The sequence below is a fragment of the Pseudomonas sp. B707 genome (assembly GCF_022496685.1).
GTDB classification, from domain to species: Bacteria; Pseudomonadota; Gammaproteobacteria; order Pseudomonadales; family Pseudomonadaceae; genus Aquipseudomonas; species Aquipseudomonas paraglycinae.
Window position 1 is genome coordinate 119,838 of sequence record NZ_WTVE01000014.1, and the last position, 15,302, is coordinate 135,139.

General features: G+C 63.7%; 13 protein-coding genes. 9 read left to right on the forward strand and 4 right to left on the reverse strand.

The genetic code is table 11. From position 1 onward, the window contains the following. Positions 1 to 66 precede the first annotated feature (66 nt). From GQX66_RS05295 to trxA, 3 genes are read left to right on the forward strand one after another with little or no spacing between them, the layout of a single operon-like run. Complete coding sequence (locus GQX66_RS05295; protein WP_007955577.1) at positions 67 to 531, forward strand: YbaY family lipoprotein; 465 nt, start codon at positions 67 to 69, stop codon at positions 529 to 531. Continuing rightward, positions 528 to 1,184 carry a 50S ribosomal protein L11 methyltransferase gene (locus GQX66_RS05300; RefSeq protein ID WP_085747612.1) on the forward strand — a complete coding sequence of 219 codons (657 nt, stop codon included), beginning with the start codon at positions 528 to 530 and terminating at the stop codon, positions 1,182 to 1,184. The genes GQX66_RS05295 and GQX66_RS05300 overlap by 4 nt, the downstream gene beginning before the upstream one ends. A gap of 39 nt (positions 1,185 to 1,223) precedes the next feature. Continuing rightward, positions 1,224 to 2,096, forward strand: coding sequence for a thioredoxin (gene trxA, locus GQX66_RS05305; RefSeq protein WP_240867297.1), 873 nt, complete (start codon positions 1,224 to 1,226; stop codon positions 2,094 to 2,096). A gap of 3 nt (positions 2,097 to 2,099) precedes the next feature. Here trxA and GQX66_RS05310 read toward each other — a convergent pair whose 3' ends face one another. Beyond that, positions 2,100 to 2,459 (reverse strand): hypothetical protein, encoded by a 360-nt coding sequence (locus GQX66_RS05310; protein WP_085747610.1) that lies wholly within the window; start codon positions 2,457 to 2,459, stop codon positions 2,100 to 2,102. Between the two features lie 135 nt (positions 2,460 to 2,594). On the opposite strand from GQX66_RS05310, the gene GQX66_RS05315 reads away from it, so the two are divergent. From GQX66_RS05315 to GQX66_RS05335, 5 genes are all read left to right on the forward strand, one after another. After that, positions 2,595 to 3,188 carry a DUF2796 domain-containing protein gene (locus tag GQX66_RS05315; RefSeq protein ID WP_240867307.1) on the forward strand — a complete coding sequence of 198 codons (594 nt, stop codon included), beginning with the start codon at positions 2,595 to 2,597 and terminating at the stop codon, positions 3,186 to 3,188. A 14-nt stretch (positions 3,189 to 3,202) separates the two neighbouring features. Next, positions 3,203 to 3,913: an ABC transporter ATP-binding protein gene (locus GQX66_RS05320; RefSeq protein ID WP_007955587.1), complete on the forward strand. Its 711-nt coding sequence runs from the start codon at positions 3,203 to 3,205 to the stop codon at positions 3,911 to 3,913. 1 nt (position 3,914) lies between these two features. Then, positions 3,915 to 5,180 carry an ABC transporter permease gene (locus GQX66_RS05325; protein ID WP_074691637.1) on the forward strand — a complete coding sequence of 422 codons (1,266 nt, stop codon included), beginning with the start codon at positions 3,915 to 3,917 and terminating at the stop codon, positions 5,178 to 5,180. A gap of 11 nt (positions 5,181 to 5,191) precedes the next feature. Next, the gene (locus GQX66_RS05330) at positions 5,192 to 5,710 is read left to right on the forward strand and encodes a DUF3299 domain-containing protein (RefSeq protein ID WP_064384123.1); all 519 of its coding nucleotides are present in this window, start codon (positions 5,192 to 5,194) and stop codon (positions 5,708 to 5,710) included. A 158-nt stretch (positions 5,711 to 5,868) separates the two neighbouring features. Continuing rightward, positions 5,869 to 6,567 carry an OmpW family outer membrane protein gene (locus GQX66_RS05335; protein ID WP_074691639.1) on the forward strand — a complete coding sequence of 233 codons (699 nt, stop codon included), beginning with the start codon at positions 5,869 to 5,871 and terminating at the stop codon, positions 6,565 to 6,567. Positions 6,568 to 6,744: 177 nt separating this feature from the next. On the opposite strand, the gene GQX66_RS05340 is transcribed toward GQX66_RS05335, so the two are convergent. Together GQX66_RS05340 and GQX66_RS05345 are read right to left on the reverse strand one after the other, a co-directional pair. Next, a complete protein-coding gene (locus tag GQX66_RS05340; protein ID WP_240867317.1) occupies positions 6,745 to 7,674 on the reverse strand; it encodes an NAD-dependent epimerase/dehydratase family protein in 930 nt (309 codons plus the stop codon). After that, complete coding sequence (locus GQX66_RS05345) at positions 7,667 to 8,551, reverse strand: sugar nucleotide-binding protein (protein WP_240867321.1); 885 nt, start codon at positions 8,549 to 8,551, stop codon at positions 7,667 to 7,669. The genes GQX66_RS05340 and GQX66_RS05345 overlap by 8 nt, the downstream gene beginning before the upstream one ends. Positions 8,552 to 8,729: 178 nt before the next feature. Here GQX66_RS05345 and GQX66_RS05350 point away from each other — a divergent pair, with 178 nt between their 5' ends. Continuing rightward, complete coding sequence (locus GQX66_RS05350) at positions 8,730 to 13,025, forward strand: DEAD/DEAH box helicase (protein WP_240867329.1); 4,296 nt, start codon at positions 8,730 to 8,732, stop codon at positions 13,023 to 13,025. Here GQX66_RS05350 and GQX66_RS05355 read toward each other — a convergent pair. Then, positions 13,019 to 15,124 carry a mechanosensitive ion channel family protein gene (locus tag GQX66_RS05355; protein ID WP_240867332.1) on the reverse strand — a complete coding sequence of 702 codons (2,106 nt, stop codon included), beginning with the start codon at positions 15,122 to 15,124 and terminating at the stop codon, positions 13,019 to 13,021. The two genes, GQX66_RS05350 and GQX66_RS05355, sit on opposite strands and share 7 nt — an antisense overlap. Positions 15,125 to 15,302 lie beyond the last annotated feature (178 nt).

Consider the following 15,302-nt stretch of genomic DNA (forward strand, 5'->3'; position numbering starts at 1 on the left):
AGGCTTTGCGGTATACAGACTGCCATGATCGTTTGATCCATGGATTTCATTTTGCTGGAGCCGCCAATGTCCCTACGACCGCTCGTTTTGCTCAGTGTTTTCAGCCTGCTGGTTGCCTGTGGCAGCGATGCGCCCAAGCCTCAGCCGCCCACGCCGGGCCCGGCGCCGCAACAGGCGCAGAAAAAAGCCCGGGAAGCCGCCGACCTCGGCCCGCTGCCCGCGTATCAACGGGAACTGAGCGGCACCCTGCAAGGCGTGCCGGCCGGCGCCGAAGTCGAACTGGCGCTGCTGGTGATCGACGCAAAGGATCGCCCGCAACAATTGCTCGCCAGCTCCAGCCTGATCGGCAACAACCAGATTCTGCCGTTCCATCTGCGCTTCAACCCCGACGCGTTCCCGGTGGGCGCGCGGGTTGAACTGCGCGGCCGCGCCAGCCAGTCCGGCCAGTTGATCCTGCACCTGCCGTCGCAGACCATCACTCAGCCGACCACCCAGGCGCTGGGCCAGCTGCAATTTGTCAAAGCACCATGAATGCACCGCTAGACCTGCAACAGTCGCTGGGCGAATTGCTCGGCGACGCCCGACTGAAGGCCTGTGCGTTGCCGGACACCGATTTGCAGCTGTGGCTGATCGACGGCGACAACATGGCCCGCGAATTCAGCCAGGAAGAAACCCAACGCATCCTGCATGAGCCGCCTTACTGGAGTTTCTGCTGGGCCAGCGGTCTGGCGGTGGCGCGCTATCTGGCGGAGTTTCCCGAGTGGGTTCGAGGCAAGCGGGTGCTGGATTTCGGCGCCGGTTCCGGAATCGCCGGCATTGCAGCGGTGAAGGCCGGCGCGCTGGAAGTAGTGGCCTGCGACCTCGACCCGCTGGCGATTGCCGCCTGTCGGGCGAATGCCGAACTCAATGATGTGCAGATGAGCTATTCCACGGATTTCTTCGCCGAGGCGGATCGCTTCGATCTGATCCTGGTGGCCGACGTTCTTTACGACCGGGAAAACCTGCCGCTGCTCGACGCCTTCCTGAGCCGTGGCCGCGAAGCGCTGGTGGCGGATTCGCGGGTTCGGGATTTCCGTCATCCGTTGTACCGGCGCATCGAAATGCTCGAAGCCATGACTCTGCCGGATCTGGCCGAGCCCGAAGAGTTTCGCCATGTCAGCCTCTACCATGCGGCCCGCGCCTGACCGTATAGTTGCCCCATTCACGCTTTTACGAGATACCCCATGAGTCAGCAAACGCCGTACATCTTCGACGCCACGACGGCCGACTTCGACCAGTCGGTGATCGAGGCTTCCTTTCAAAAACCGGTGCTGGTGGATTTCTGGGCCGAATGGTGTGCACCGTGCAAAGCGCTGATGCCGATGTTGCAAGGGATCGCCGAGAGCTATCAGGGCGAGTTGCTGCTGGCCAAGGTCAATTGCGATATCGAGCAGGACATCGTCGCCCGTTTCGGCATCCGTAGCCTGCCGACCGTGGTGCTGTTCAAGGACGGTCAACCGGTGGACGGCTTTGCCGGTGCGCAACCGGAATCCGCCGTGCGCGCCCTGCTCGAACCGCATGTGCAGATGCCGGCGCCGTCCGCCGCCGATCCGCTCGAACAGGCTCAGGCACTGTTCGATGAAGGCCGTTACGCCGACGCGGAAGCGGCACTGGTTACGCTGCTGGGCGAAGACAACACCAACGCCAAGGCGCTGATCCTCTACGCTCGCTGCCTGACCGAACGCGGTGAGCTGGGCGAAGCGCAAACCGTGCTCGACGCGGTCAAGAGCGACGAGCACAAAGCCGCACTGGCCGGTGCCAAGGCGCAGATCAAGTTCCTTGGCCTGGCCCGCGACCTGCCGGATGCCGCCGACCTGAAGAGCCGTCTGGCGCAAAACCCGCAGGACGATGAAGCGGTGTATCAACTGGCGATCCAGCAACTGGCCCGTCAGCAATACGAAGCGGCGCTGGACGCCCTGCTCAAGCTGTTCATCCGCAACCGCAGCTACGGCGAAGGCCTGCCGCACAAGACCTTGCTGCAAGTGTTCGAACTGCTGGGCAACGATCACCCGCTGGTGACCGCTTACCGGCGCAAGGTGTTTGCGGCGCTGTACTAAGCGCTACTCGATCCAACTGTAGAGCGGCGTATCCCCGCCGCTCAGCACTTTCACATCGGAAGAATGACGCAGGCGCACCAGCAAGCGCTTGCCCGCCACCGCGCTGCCGGTCAGCCCTTCGAGCTGATCCAGCAATTCCGGGCCGCTGAGTTGCCCGGCCTTGCGCAACAAATCCCTGGCGACCTGCCACAACGCGTCATCCTGATTCACCGGTTTCGCCACAGGCGCCGCCGCTGCTGTCTGCGGCTGGGCCGTCTGCACCTGCACGCCAAACTGCGCACCGAGCCGCGCCCAGTCGCTTTCATCCAGTTCCAGGGTCAAATCCACCGGCAACTCGCCGACGGTTCCGCGTATCCGCAACATAAGCTTCGCTCCCGCACATTTCTGACCTGCATGCTCCCATGGGACTTGTGTAACGCCAAGCGGGCGGGCAAACTCTGCGCACTTTCGTTATAAGATTACATAACAAACTCTTCACTTTACTTCCCGGAGACCGCCATGCGTCGTCTGCTGCTCGCTTTGCCGTTTGCCCTGTTGCCGCTGGCCATCGCCCATGCCGCCGATGAGCATGATCACGACCATGAGCACGGCAGCCTCGGTGCCCACGAACATGGCGTCGGTCGCCTGAACGCCGCCCTCGACGGGCAGACTCTGGAACTGGAGCTGGAAAGCCCGGCGATGAACCTCGTCGGTTTCGAACACGTCGCCACCAGCGATGCCGACAAGGCCAAGGTCGCTGTCGCTCGTGCTCAGCTGGAAAAACCGCTGGCGCTGTTCAGCCTGCCGGCCGCCGCCGGTTGCAAGGTCACCAGCCAGGAACTGGAAAGCCCGCTGTTCGGCGACAAACCGGATGCCGACGACCACGACGAAGAGGAAGCCGGCAAGGACGGTCACGAGCATCATCACGACCACAGCGAAATCCACGCCCACTACCAATTCAGCTGCGCGGCGCCGGGTGCGTTGAAAACCCTGGATCTGGCGAACCTGTTCAATACCTTCCCGGCCACTCAGAAAATTCAGGTACAACTGATCAGCCCGAGCGGCCAGCAAGGCACGGAAGTGACGGCCAAGGCCGCCGCCCTGAAGTTCTGACACGAAACGGCGCCATGACCCAAGCACTCATCGAACTGTCCGACCTGGGCTTCAACTGGCCCGGTCACCCGCCGCTGCTGGACATCCCGGCGTTTCGTCTGGAAGCCGGCGAAACCCTGTTCCTCAAGGGACCCAGCGGCAGCGGCAAGACCACCCTGCTCGGCCTGCTCGGCGGGGTGCAGAAACCCGGCCGCGGCAGCATTCGCCTGCTCGGCCAGGAGCTGACCGAACTGGGTGCCGGCGCCCGTGATCGCTTTCGCGTCGATCACACCGGCTACATTTTCCAGCAGTTCAACCTGCTGCCGTTTCTCTCGGTGCGCGAGAACGTCGAGCTGCCGTGCCACTTCTCGAAGCTGCGTGCCGAACGTGCGAAGCAACGTCACGGCAGCGTCGATCAGGCTGCTGCCACCCTGCTCGCCCACTTGGGCTTGAAGGACGAAAGCATCCTGAGTCGCCGCGCCGATTCGCTGTCGATCGGTCAGCAACAGCGGGTCGCTGCGGCCCGTGCGTTGATCGGTCAACCGGAACTGGTGATCGCCGACGAACCGACCTCGGCGCTGGATTACGACGCCCGGGAAAACTTCATTCGCCTGCTGTTCGCCGAGTGCCGCGAAGCCGGCTCGAGCCTGTTGTTCGTCAGCCACGACCAGAGCCTGGCGCCGCTGTTCGACCGTCACCTGTCCCTGGCCGAACTCAATCGCGCCGCCACGTCTGCCGAGGTTTGAGATGTATCTGTTCCGTCTGGCCATGGCCAGCCTCGCCAACCGGCGTTTCACCGCCCTGCTCACCGCTTTCGCCATCGCGCTTTCCGTCTGCCTGCTGCTGGCGGTGGAGCGGGTGCGCACCGAAGCCAAGGCCAGTTTCGCCAGCACCATCAGCGGCACCGACCTGATCGTCGGCGCCCGTTCCGGTTCGGTGAACCTGTTGCTGTACTCGGTATTCCGCATCGGCAACGCCACCAACAACATTCGCTGGGACAGCTTCGAACACTTCGCCAGCAACCCGAAGGTGAAGTGGGCGATCCCGATGTCCCTCGGCGATTCCCATCGCGGCTACCGGGTGATGGGCACCACCGAAGCCTATTTCGAGCATTACCAGTACGGTCGCCAGCAGCACCTGGAACTGGCCGACGGCCGCGCCTTCGCCACCGATCCGTTCGAAGTGGTGCTCGGTGCCGAAGTGGCCGAGGCACTGCATTACAAGCTCGGCGACAAACTGGTGCTGGCCCACGGTGTGGCGGCGATCAGTCTGGTCAAGCACGATGACAAGCCGTTCACCGTGGTCGGCATTCTCAAGCGCACCGGCACCCCGGTGGATCGCACGTTGCACATCAGCCTCGGCGGCATGGAGGCGATCCACATCGACTGGCACAACGGTGTGCCGGCCCGTGGCAACGGCCGGATCAGCGCCGATCAGGCGCGCAACATGGACCTGACGCCGCAAGCGATCACCGCGTTCATGCTCGGCCTCAACAGCAAGATTTCCACCTTCGCCCTGCAACGGGAGATCAACGAATTCCGTGGCGAGCCGATGCTGGCGATCCTGCCGGGTGTGGCCTTGCAGGAGTTGTGGAGCCTGATGAGCACCGCCGAAAAAGCGCTGTTCGTGGTCTCGCTGTTCGTGGTGCTGACCGGGTTGATCGGCATGCTCACGGCGATTCTCACCAGCCTCAACGAACGCCGCCGCGAGATGGCGATCCTGCGTTCGGTGGGCGCGCGGCCGTGGCATATCGCGAGCCTGCTGGTGCTGGAAGCCTTTGCGCTGGCATTGACCGGGGTGATCGCCGGGCTGGCGTTGCTGTACCTCGGCATCGCTGCGGCACAAGGTTATGTGCAGGCCAATTACGGGCTGTATCTGCCGCTGGCCTGGCCAAGCGAGTATGAATGGACGCTGCTCGGTGGCATTCTGGCTGCCGCGCTGCTGATGGGCAGCGTGCCGGCCTGGCGCGCGTATCGCCAATCCCTGGCCGATGGCCTGTCGATCCGTTTATGAGGATGTTCACCATGCCCCGCGCCGTGCTTGCGCTGCTGTTGCTGGTCGCCCTGCCCGTGTGGGCGGCGGCGCCGAAAGACCTGACCTGGTCGGAGATGATCCCGCCGGACGCGGCGCCGGAAGTGCCGAACATGACGCCGCTGCACGACCTCTCGAAGATGAGCGATGCACTGTCTGCCGAGTCCGCGCCAGCGGCCAAGCAGGACATGCCCAACGCCCCCGTGGTGCAAAGCCTCGATGGCCAGAATATCCGCCTGCCGGGCTACATCGTGCCGCTGGAAGTCAGCGAGGAAGGTCGCACCACGGACTTCCTGCTGGTGCCGTACTTCGGCGCCTGCATCCACGTGCCGCCGCCACCGTCGAACCAGATCGTGCACGTAAAAAGCGAACTCGGCGTGAAGCTCGACGAGCTGTATCAGCCGTACTGGGTCGAGGGGCCGTTGCAGGTCAAGCAGTCCACCAGCGAACTGGCCGATGCCGGGTATCAGATGGAAGCGGACAAGATTTATGTGTACGAGCTGCCGGAGTAAGTCCGGCAGTCAGTTATAGCCCTCTCCACTGGCTTTGCGAGCAAAGGTTCCACAAAAAAACCGCCCATCACTGTTTCATTGAGCTGAGTCAAAAGACCGTATCAGACGGATTCGTACCATAGGACATCAAACATTTTTAACGTCCTTTGGGAGCTTCCATGAACAAGTCCTTGCTCAGCGCCTCGCTGTTTGCCCTCGCGCTCGCAGCCCCGCTCGCCCACGCCCACGAAGCCGGCGACATCATCGTTCGTGCCGGTGCGATCACCGTCAACCCGAAGGCCGACAGCTCCAGCGTCAAGGTCGATCAGGGTCCGTTGAGCGGCACCAACCTGGGCGGCAAGGCGACCATGAGCAGCGACACCCAACTGGGTCTGAACTTCGCCTACATGCTGACCAACAACATCGGTATCGAGCTGTTGGCCGCGTCCCCGTTCGAACATGACGTGAAGCTCAAGGGCACTGCCCTGCCAGCCGCCAACGGCAAGCTCGGCACCCTGAAACACCTGCCGCCGACCCTGAGCGTCGTCTACTACCCGCTGGACGCGAAGTCGCCGTTCCAGCCGTACATCGGCGGCGGCATCAACTACACCTGGATCTACGACGAGCACGTCGGCAGCGAAGCCCAGTCCAACGGTTTCAGCAACTTCAAGGCGAAAAACTCCTGGGGCCTGGCCTGGCAGGTCGGCGCTGACTACATGCTGACCGACAACATCATGCTCAACGCCCAGGTGCGCTACATCGACATCGATACCCGCGCCACCGTCGAAAACAACGCCGTGGCCCCGGGCACCCGTGCACGGGTGAATGTGGACGTTGATCCCTTCATCTACATGGTTGGTCTAGGCTACAAGTTCTAAAGAACGTTCACGTGGTGGTGAATGAGGCTTGGTGGCGGGCAGCTCAGAACTGGCGGCGATGTTACGCCATCGACCGGGGAGCAAGCTCCCTCGCTACAGGAAACCGGTTTGAAAGCCGAATTCCGGCCGTGAAAAAGGCGCCTGTCAAAAGGCGCCTTTTTCATGTCCGCAAGAAGCTCAGCGGCCGAGCAGACGGGCCAGGCCGACGTTCATCGGCGTTGGCGTCGGGCACTTGAATCGCTCAAGCAACCGGCGGTTGTTCGCCCGCGAATGACGGATGTCACCGGAGCGCGCCGGGCCGTAGCTGACGGGCGGCAACTCGCCGACCACCGCTTCGAGCGCGGCCAGCATCTGCTTGAGATTGGTCGCCTGATTCCAGCCGACGTTCACCGCACCGACGTCCACTCGCGGCTTTTCGATCGCCTGCACCAGGACGTCGACCAGATCTTCGACGTACATGAAATCCCGGGTCTGCTCGCCATCGCCGAACACAGTGATCGGCAGGCCTTTCTGCGCGCGTTCGCTGAAAATGCTGATCACCCCGGAGTACGGCGAGGACGGATCCTGACGCGGGCCGAAGATGTTGAAGAAGCGGAAGATCGCCGGTTCCAGACCGTGCTGGCGACGGTAGAAATCGAAGTACTGCTCGCCGGCCAGTTTGTCCGACGCGTAAGGCGTCAACGGCGCCTTGGGCGTGTCTTCGTCAATCGACTCGCCTTCGCCATTGTTGCCGTAGACCGCCGCACTGGATGCGTACAGCACACGTTTCACGCCAGCCTCGCGCATGGCTTCGCAGACGTTCAGCGTGCCGATGAAATTGCTCTGGTGGGTTTTCACCGGATCATCCACCGACGCCTGCACCGACGCTACGGCGGCCAGATGGGCGACCGCGCTGCAACCCTGAATTGCCTGTGCGACCAAATCGGCGTCGGCCACATCGCCAACGATCAGTTCGACCCTGGGATTATCCAGCGGCAGATTGCTGCGCTTGCCGGTCGACAGATCATCGAGGATCCGCACCGAATGGCCGTTGGCGAGCAACGCGTCAGTCAGGTGCGAGCCGATGAAACCGGCGCCGCCGGTGATGAGAACAGGGCCTTCAGCCATGACGATAAAACCTATCCAGTAAGCCCGGGAGCGCGGCACGCCAGGCGCGCGGCTTGATCCCGAAGGTGTGCAGAATTTTCTTGCAGGCGAGTACCGCGTGTTGCGGTTCTTCAGCGGCATCCGGCCGCGCGGCGTGGGCCTGGGCGATCGGCGCTTCGATGGCCAGCGGGTGCAGACTGCGCGCCTCGGAGAGAATCGCCTGGCCCAGCGCCAGCGGCGTGGTCGCCTCGTGGCCGGCGTAGTGGTAAGTGCCCCACAGCGGCGCGGCGCAATCGAGTTGCTTGAGCACCGAAATGATCACCCGCGCCGCATCGTCGACCGGTGTCGGATTGCCACGGCGGTCATCGGCCAGCAGCAGTTCTTCCGGCTGTTCGGCACGGGCCAGGAAGCGCCCGAGGATCCCCTCCGGGCTGTCGTCGAGCAGCCAGCCGAAACGCAGCAGCACGTGTTGCGGACAGGTGGCGCGTACGCTCTGCTCGATCCGCCACAGGGCCTGACCGCGCAGGCCCAATGGCACTGGCTCGTCCTTTTCGCTGTAGGCAGTGGCACGAGAACCGTCGAACACCCGATAACTGGACGGCTGCACCAGCACGATGTTGTGGTGCTGGCACAGTTCGGCCAGACGCTCGATCGCGCGTTCCTGTCCGGCCAGACGGCTTTCGCTGACGGCCTCGGCCTGGAACCAGTCGAAATAGTAGGCAAGGTTGATCAATGCATCGGGACGGGTGTCGTCGAGCAATTGGGTCAGGCTCGCGGCATCCCAGCCGTCTTCGGGCGGGCGGGGGGCGAGGAAACCGATGTCTTCCTCCGCACCGAGGCGAATCAGCGCCTGCCCAAGGGCATTTCCGCCGCCCAGTAACATAAGGCGCATTCGCATAGAGTCAGCAGGCCCAGTCTGATTGGAACGATGGCTTTGGCGACGATGCTCGTGGCAGCGTCGTCGATAATTGCCGGAATCGTTGCATTTTGCGGGTTTAGTGCGCAACCGTCACCCGTAAAGTGTAGATCCCGAGCGGTACTTGCAACTTCGCCCGCCCACCCGCATAACTGAAGGCATGAATCTGCCCCTCCCCAAGGACGCGGCCCTGGCAGGCTTCCACCCCGCCGTCAGCGCCTGGTTCAGCAGCACCTTCCCGACGGTAACGGCCGCCCAGGCCCGCGCATGGCCGTTGATCCGCCAACGCCGCTCGACGCTGATCGCCGCGCCCACCGGCTCCGGCAAGACCCTCACCGCGTTCCTCGCGGTGCTCGACGAACTGGTCCACCGTGGCCTGGAAACCCCGGACGGTCTGCCGGACGAAACCCTGGTGGTCTACGTTTCGCCGCTCAAGGCGCTGTCCAACGACATCCGCATCAATCTGCAGAACCCGCTGGCCGGGATTACCGACCATCTGCGCCAAATGGATCTGCCGGCGCTGGAAATCACCACCGCCGTGCGCACCGGCGACACCCCGCAGAAAGACCGCGCCGCCATGCGCAAGAGCGCGCCGCACATTCTGGTGACCACCCCGGAATCGCTCTACGTGCTGCTCGGCTCCGAGTCCGGCCGAAAAATGCTCGGCACCACGCGCACGGTAATCGTCGATGAAATCCACGCCATCGCCGCCGGCAAACGCGGCAGTCACCTGGCCTTGAGCCTCGAACGCTTGCAGGCGCTGTGTCCTGAACCGCTGACCCGCATCGGCTTGTCGGCCACGCAGAAACCTATCGATGCGGTCGCGCGGTTTCTGGTCGGCCATGGGCGCCCCTGCGAAATCATCGACATCGGCCACGCGCGCCCACGGGATCTGGGCATCGAAGTGCCGCCGGTGCCGTTGTCGGCGGTGATGGCCAATGACGTCTGGGAACTGGTCTATGACCGCCTCGCCGCATTGGCCCGGGAACACCGCACCACGCTGATTTTCGTCAACACCCGACGTCTGGCCGAACGCCTGAGCCGGCACCTGAGCGAACGCCTCGGCAAACACGCGGTGGCGGCGCACCACGGCAGTCTGGCCAAAGAGTTTCGCCTCGACGCCGAGCAGCGACTCAAGCGTGGCGAGCTGCAAGTGCTGATCGCCACCGCGTCGCTGGAACTGGGGATCGACATCGGCGAAGTCGACCTCGTGTGTCAGATCGCCTCGCCGCGTTCGATCGCCGGCTTTCTGCAACGGGTCGGTCGTTCCGGGCACCAGGTCGGCGGCACACCCAAGGGGCGCCTGTTCGCCACCACTCGCGACGACCTGATCGAATGCGCCGCCCTGCTCGACTGCGTGCGCCGGGGTGAACTCGATACGCTGCACATCCCCGAAGCACCGCTGGATGTGCTGGCGCAGCAGATCATCGCCGAGGTCAGTTGCCAGGAATGGGCCGAGGACGATTTGCTCGCGCTGTTCCGTCGGGCCGAGCCCTACGCCCGCCTCGACGAAACACATTATCAGGCGCTGCTGAGCATGCTCGCCGAGGGCTACAACGGCCGCCAGGGCATCCGCAGCGCCTACCTGCACCGCGACGCCGTCAGCCGAACCCTGCGCGGACGACGCGGCGCACGGCTGGCCGCCGTCACCAGCGGCGGCACCATCCCCGACAACGCTGACTACAGCGTTTTGCTCGAACCTCAGGGCCTGAACATCGGCAGCGTCAACGAAGACTTCGCCGTGGAAAGCATTGCCGGCGACGTGTTCCAGCTCGGCAACGCCTCCTATCGCATCCTGCGGGTGGAAACCGGCAAGGTGCGGGTCGAGGATGCCCAGGGTCAGCCACCGACCATTCCGTTCTGGCTCGGCGAGGCGCCGGGGCGCAGCGACGAATTGTCGGCGGCCGTGGCGCGCCTGCACGCGCAGCTCGATCAACTGCTCAGCGCCAGCCCCGGCAACCTGCAACCGGCCCTCGACTGGCTGACCGACACCCTCGGCCTGAACCTGGCCAGCGCCGAGCAACTGGTGGATTACCTGGCCCGCGCCCGCCTCGCCCTCGGCGCCTTGCCGTCCCGGGACACGCTGCTGATGGAGCGGTTTTTCGACGAGTCCGGCGGCACCCAGCTGATCATTCATTCGCCGTTCGGCAGTCGAATCAACCGCGCCTGGGGCCTGGCCCTGCGCAAGCGTTTCTGCCGCACCTTCAACTTTGAATTGCAGGCCGCCGCCAGCGAAGACGCGATCGTGCTGTCGCTGTCCACCAGTCACAGTTTCGAACTTGACGAGGTCTGGCGTTACCTGCACAGCAACAGCGCCGAGCACATCCTGATTCAAGCGGTGCTGGATGCGCCGCTGTTCGGCGTGCGCTGGCGCTGGAATGCCGGGGTGGCGCTGGCCCTGCCGCGTTACACGGGCGGGCGCAAGGTCGCGCCACAATTGCAGCGGATGAAAAGCGAAGACCTGATCGCCAGCGTGTTTCCCGATCAGATCGCCTGCCTGGAAAACCTCGCCGGCGAACGGGAAATTCCCGAGCATCCGCTGGTGGAGCAGACCCTCGACGACTGCCTGCACGAGGCGATGGACAGCGAAGGCTGGCTCGAACTCCTGCGGCGCATGGAGCGCGGCGAAGTGCGCCTGATCGCCCGTGACCTTCCGGCGCCCTCGCCGCTGGCGGCGGAAATCCTCAGTGCCCGGCCCTACACCTTTCTCGACGATGCACCGCTGGAAGAGCGTCGAACCCAGGCCGTGCTCAACCGCCGCTGGAGCGATCCGCAATCCACCGATGACCTCGGCGCGCTGGACGCTGACGCGATCAACGCCGTGCGCGAAGAAGCGTGGCCGACGCCGAATAGTGCCGATGAAATGCACGAAGCGCTGATGAGCCTGGCCTGCATCAGCGACCGCGAAGTCGCGGCCAATCCGCAATGGCGCGAGTGGCTGAATGCTTTGGCCGAAACCGGGCGAGCCTGCCGATTGCAGATCGATCCCGAGCACTCACTGTGGCTGGCGAGAGAACGCCTGACCTGTCTGCAAGCGCTTTATCCACAGGCGCATTCTGAACTGGCCGCGTTGCCCGGTTTCGACGAAGCATGGACCGCCGATGAGGCACTGATCGAAGTGATCCGCGCGCGGCTCGGCGCATTCGGTCCGCAACCGCTGGTGGCGATTGCCGAGCCGCTGGCCCTGATGCCGGCCGCTGTTCATCAAGCCCTCGCTCATCTGGAGCGTGAAGGTTATGTACTGCGCGGCCAGTTCACGCCGGGATCGACCGTTGAAGAATGGTGCGAACGCCATCTGCTGGCGCGCATTCACCGCTACACGGTCAAGCGTCTGCGCCGGGAAATCGAGCCGGTGGCGTTGCAGGATTTCATGCGGTTTCTGTTCGACTGGCAGCACTTGTCCCCGTCAACCCGTGGTCAGGGCAGCGGTGTGTTGCCGACGATTGTCGGTCAGTTCGAAGGCTACCCGGCTGCCGCTTCGGCGTGGGACAGCGACCTCCTTCCCGCGCGGCTCAAGGACTATTCACCGAGCTGGCTGGACGATCTGTGCCGCAGCGGAAAGCTGGTGTGGACGCGCCTCAGCGCCCGGCAAAACATCAGCGGCACGGCGTTGCGCAGCACACCGATCGTGTTGCTGCCGCGCAGTCAGGTCGGCTTGTGGAGTGCGCTGGCCGAGCAGACGCCGGTGAGCGAACTCTCGCCCAAGACCCGCAAGGTTTTCGACGCGCTGAGCCAGCACGGCGCGCTGTTTTTCGATGAGCTGATTCATGAAGCGCACCTGCTGCGCACCGAGCTGGAAATCGCCTTGCAGGAACTGGTCGGCGCCGGGCTGGTGAATGCCGACAGCTTTGCCGGATTGCGGGCGCTGATCACCCCGGCGAGCAAGCGCCAGCAGCGCAGCAGTCGACGCGGACGCGGGGCGTTTGTCGGTGGCATGGACGATGCCGGGCGCTGGGCGTTATTGCGTCGCGGGCCGGTTGTGGAAAACCGTCAAACAGCGTCGCCCGAAACCCTCGAACACATCGCCATGACCTTGTTGCGTCGCTATGGCGTGGTGTTCTGGCGCCTGCTGGAACGTGAGGCCGACTGGCTGCCGAGCTGGCGCGAACTGCTGCGCACGTTCCATCGACTGGAGGCGCGCGGCGAGATTCGTGGCGGGCGGTTTGTCAGCGGTCTGGCGGGCGAGCAATTCGCCCTGCCCGAGGCGATTCCGCTGTTGCGCGAAGTCCGCCGTCGGCCCCATGACGGCAGCCTGATCGCGGTGTGCGGTGTCGACCCGCTGAACCTCGCCGGCACCTTGCTGCCGGGGGCGAAAGTGCCGGCGCTGGCGAGCAATCGGCTGGTGTATCGCGATGGGTTGCCGGTCGCTGCCGAGGTCGCGGGCAAGCCGCAATTCTGGGTGGAGCTGGACTCCGCCGCCATGAGCGAAATCCGCAACAGGCTGACCCGTCACTGAGTGCGCGCCTGCTCCGGCAACACCACCGACGAATGCGCCGGCGCCACCTCTTCTTCCTGTCGCTTGGGCAGCAAAACCTGCTGTGGATAAGTCTGCGCGAAATGCACCCACGGGCTGTTATCCACAAGCTTTTTCAGACGCTGGTTGAATGCGCGGCTCACAGCATATTGCCCACCGGAAACCGTGCGAAATTGCGCGGTCAGTACCACGCCGTTGAGGTCCATCTTGTCTACGCCAAAGACATCCAGCGGCCCTTGCAGGTTGTACTTCAGGAACGGGTCTTCGCGAATCGAATCGCCCGCTTCGCGGATCAGCTCGATAGCCTTGTCGACATCGGTGTCGTAGGTGAACTGCACCGAGAAAAACGCGAACGCAAACTGCCGCGATTGGTTGGTCACAGCCTTGATCTGACCGAACGGCACCGAGTGTACGAAGCCCTTGCCGTCGCGCAGGCGCAGGGTGCGAATGGTCAGGCCCTCGACCGTGCCGGCATGCCCGGAATCGAGCACCACCCAGTCACCGATCGACAGGGTGTCTTCGATGATGATGAACAGCCCGGTGATCACGTCCTGCACCAGTTGCTGCGAGCCGAAACCGATGGCAAGGCCGACCACCCCGGCACCGGCCAGTAGCGGCGCGACGTTGATCCCAAGATTGGCCATGGTAGTGATCGCGCAGATCACCACGAGGATGATTTTGATCGCGTTGCGCAGCAGCGGCAGGATGGTTTTCACCCGCGTGCTGGGCTGGCGCGCCGAGCGTTTGCTGACCGGTGGTTTCAGTGCTTCCTGGATCGCCGTGTCGAGCACCACCCACAGCAGCCACGTCACGAGGAAGATCAGGCCGATGCTGCTCAGGGCATTGCTGATCGCCCGACCGACCGTGCTGCTTTGCGCGAAGTCGAGCAGCGACACACCCCAGATCCGCCCGAGGATATCGATGAACGCAATCGCAACGACGATCCGCAGCAAGGCGTGCAACAGGCTGAGGAAACGTTCCTTGTAGGCACTGCTGCGCTGGATCGCCTCGGCCCTGCGCGACTTGAACAGGTGTTGCAGCACAGTGCTGAGAAACACCGTGCCGATCAGCAGCACCGTGGTGAGCAACGCGCAGCGCAGGGCTTTCTGGTTGTCCTCGCCGATGCCGATCAGATTGACCGCCGAGACCAGCACCATCAGCACGATCGGCCAGTACCAGAGCCTGGAAAAAATCCGCAGCGATTCCTGCAGCGACGGTTGTTTCAGGCGCTGTGCCAGCGGACGGTTGCGGATCAGGTGCGCCACCGGCCGACGCAGGCGAATCACCAGCAGACCGAAGATGATCGACGCCAGCAGACCGGTGAACACCGCGATGCTGCTGGTGATGTTGCCGCCCAGTTGGCGGGCGATCTGCGGGCTGGTCAGGGCATCACTCAACGCGGCGAGAAAACCGATCAGGAACAGCGGTTTCGGGCAGTAGTCGCGAATGATCTGCACGGCGCGGCGCTTGTGGCCGGTGTTGAACATCACCACCACACACAACAGCATCGACGTGGAAAATATCCCGCTGCTGGTGGCGTAGGCAAAACACAGCGCCAGCGCGCGACCGACCGAGGCCGACAGAAAATGGCTGACGTACAGGGTCAGCGGCAGACAGATCAGTGCGGGCAGCGTGTAGGGCAACAGGTAACCGAGCAGGTCCTGACTGCGCTGGCGGGTGCGCAGCCAGCGCCCTTCCCGCAGGCGTTTGCCCAGCACGCTGCCGAGCACGGTCAACACGGCAAAGGTGCCCAGCCACACGCCGGAGAGCATCAGGAAATCCCCCGCCACGCTCCAGCCCGAGCGGTTCGAGGGTTGGTTGACCAGCCTGTCGACTTCATCCGCCGCCCGGTCGGCGCGCAGGCGCCAGGCGTCGACCAGATGCTCGTTGAGATCGAGTTTGTCCTGCACGTCGTCGATGCTGGAACTGATGGCGCCGAGCAGCCCGCCCTGCACGATCGGCTCCGGTTTGGCCGGCTCTTCACTGGCCGCCGGAACGCCCGGCAAGCTGGCGGCTTGCACTGCATTGCCGCCGAACAACAGCAATGCCCCCAATAGAATCGCGATCCTGAACCTGGTCAAAACGCAGAGCTCCCTTGGTTGAACCTGTATGGAACTGATCGACATTTGGCCGGCAAAGTTCAAGAGCCCCCTCACCCCAGCCCTCTCCCAGAGGGAGAGGGAGCCGACTGAGTTGTTTTCAATAGTTACATCGACCTGAAAGGTTCGTTTTGATCTCAAGTCCGAGAGCCGGTCTGTG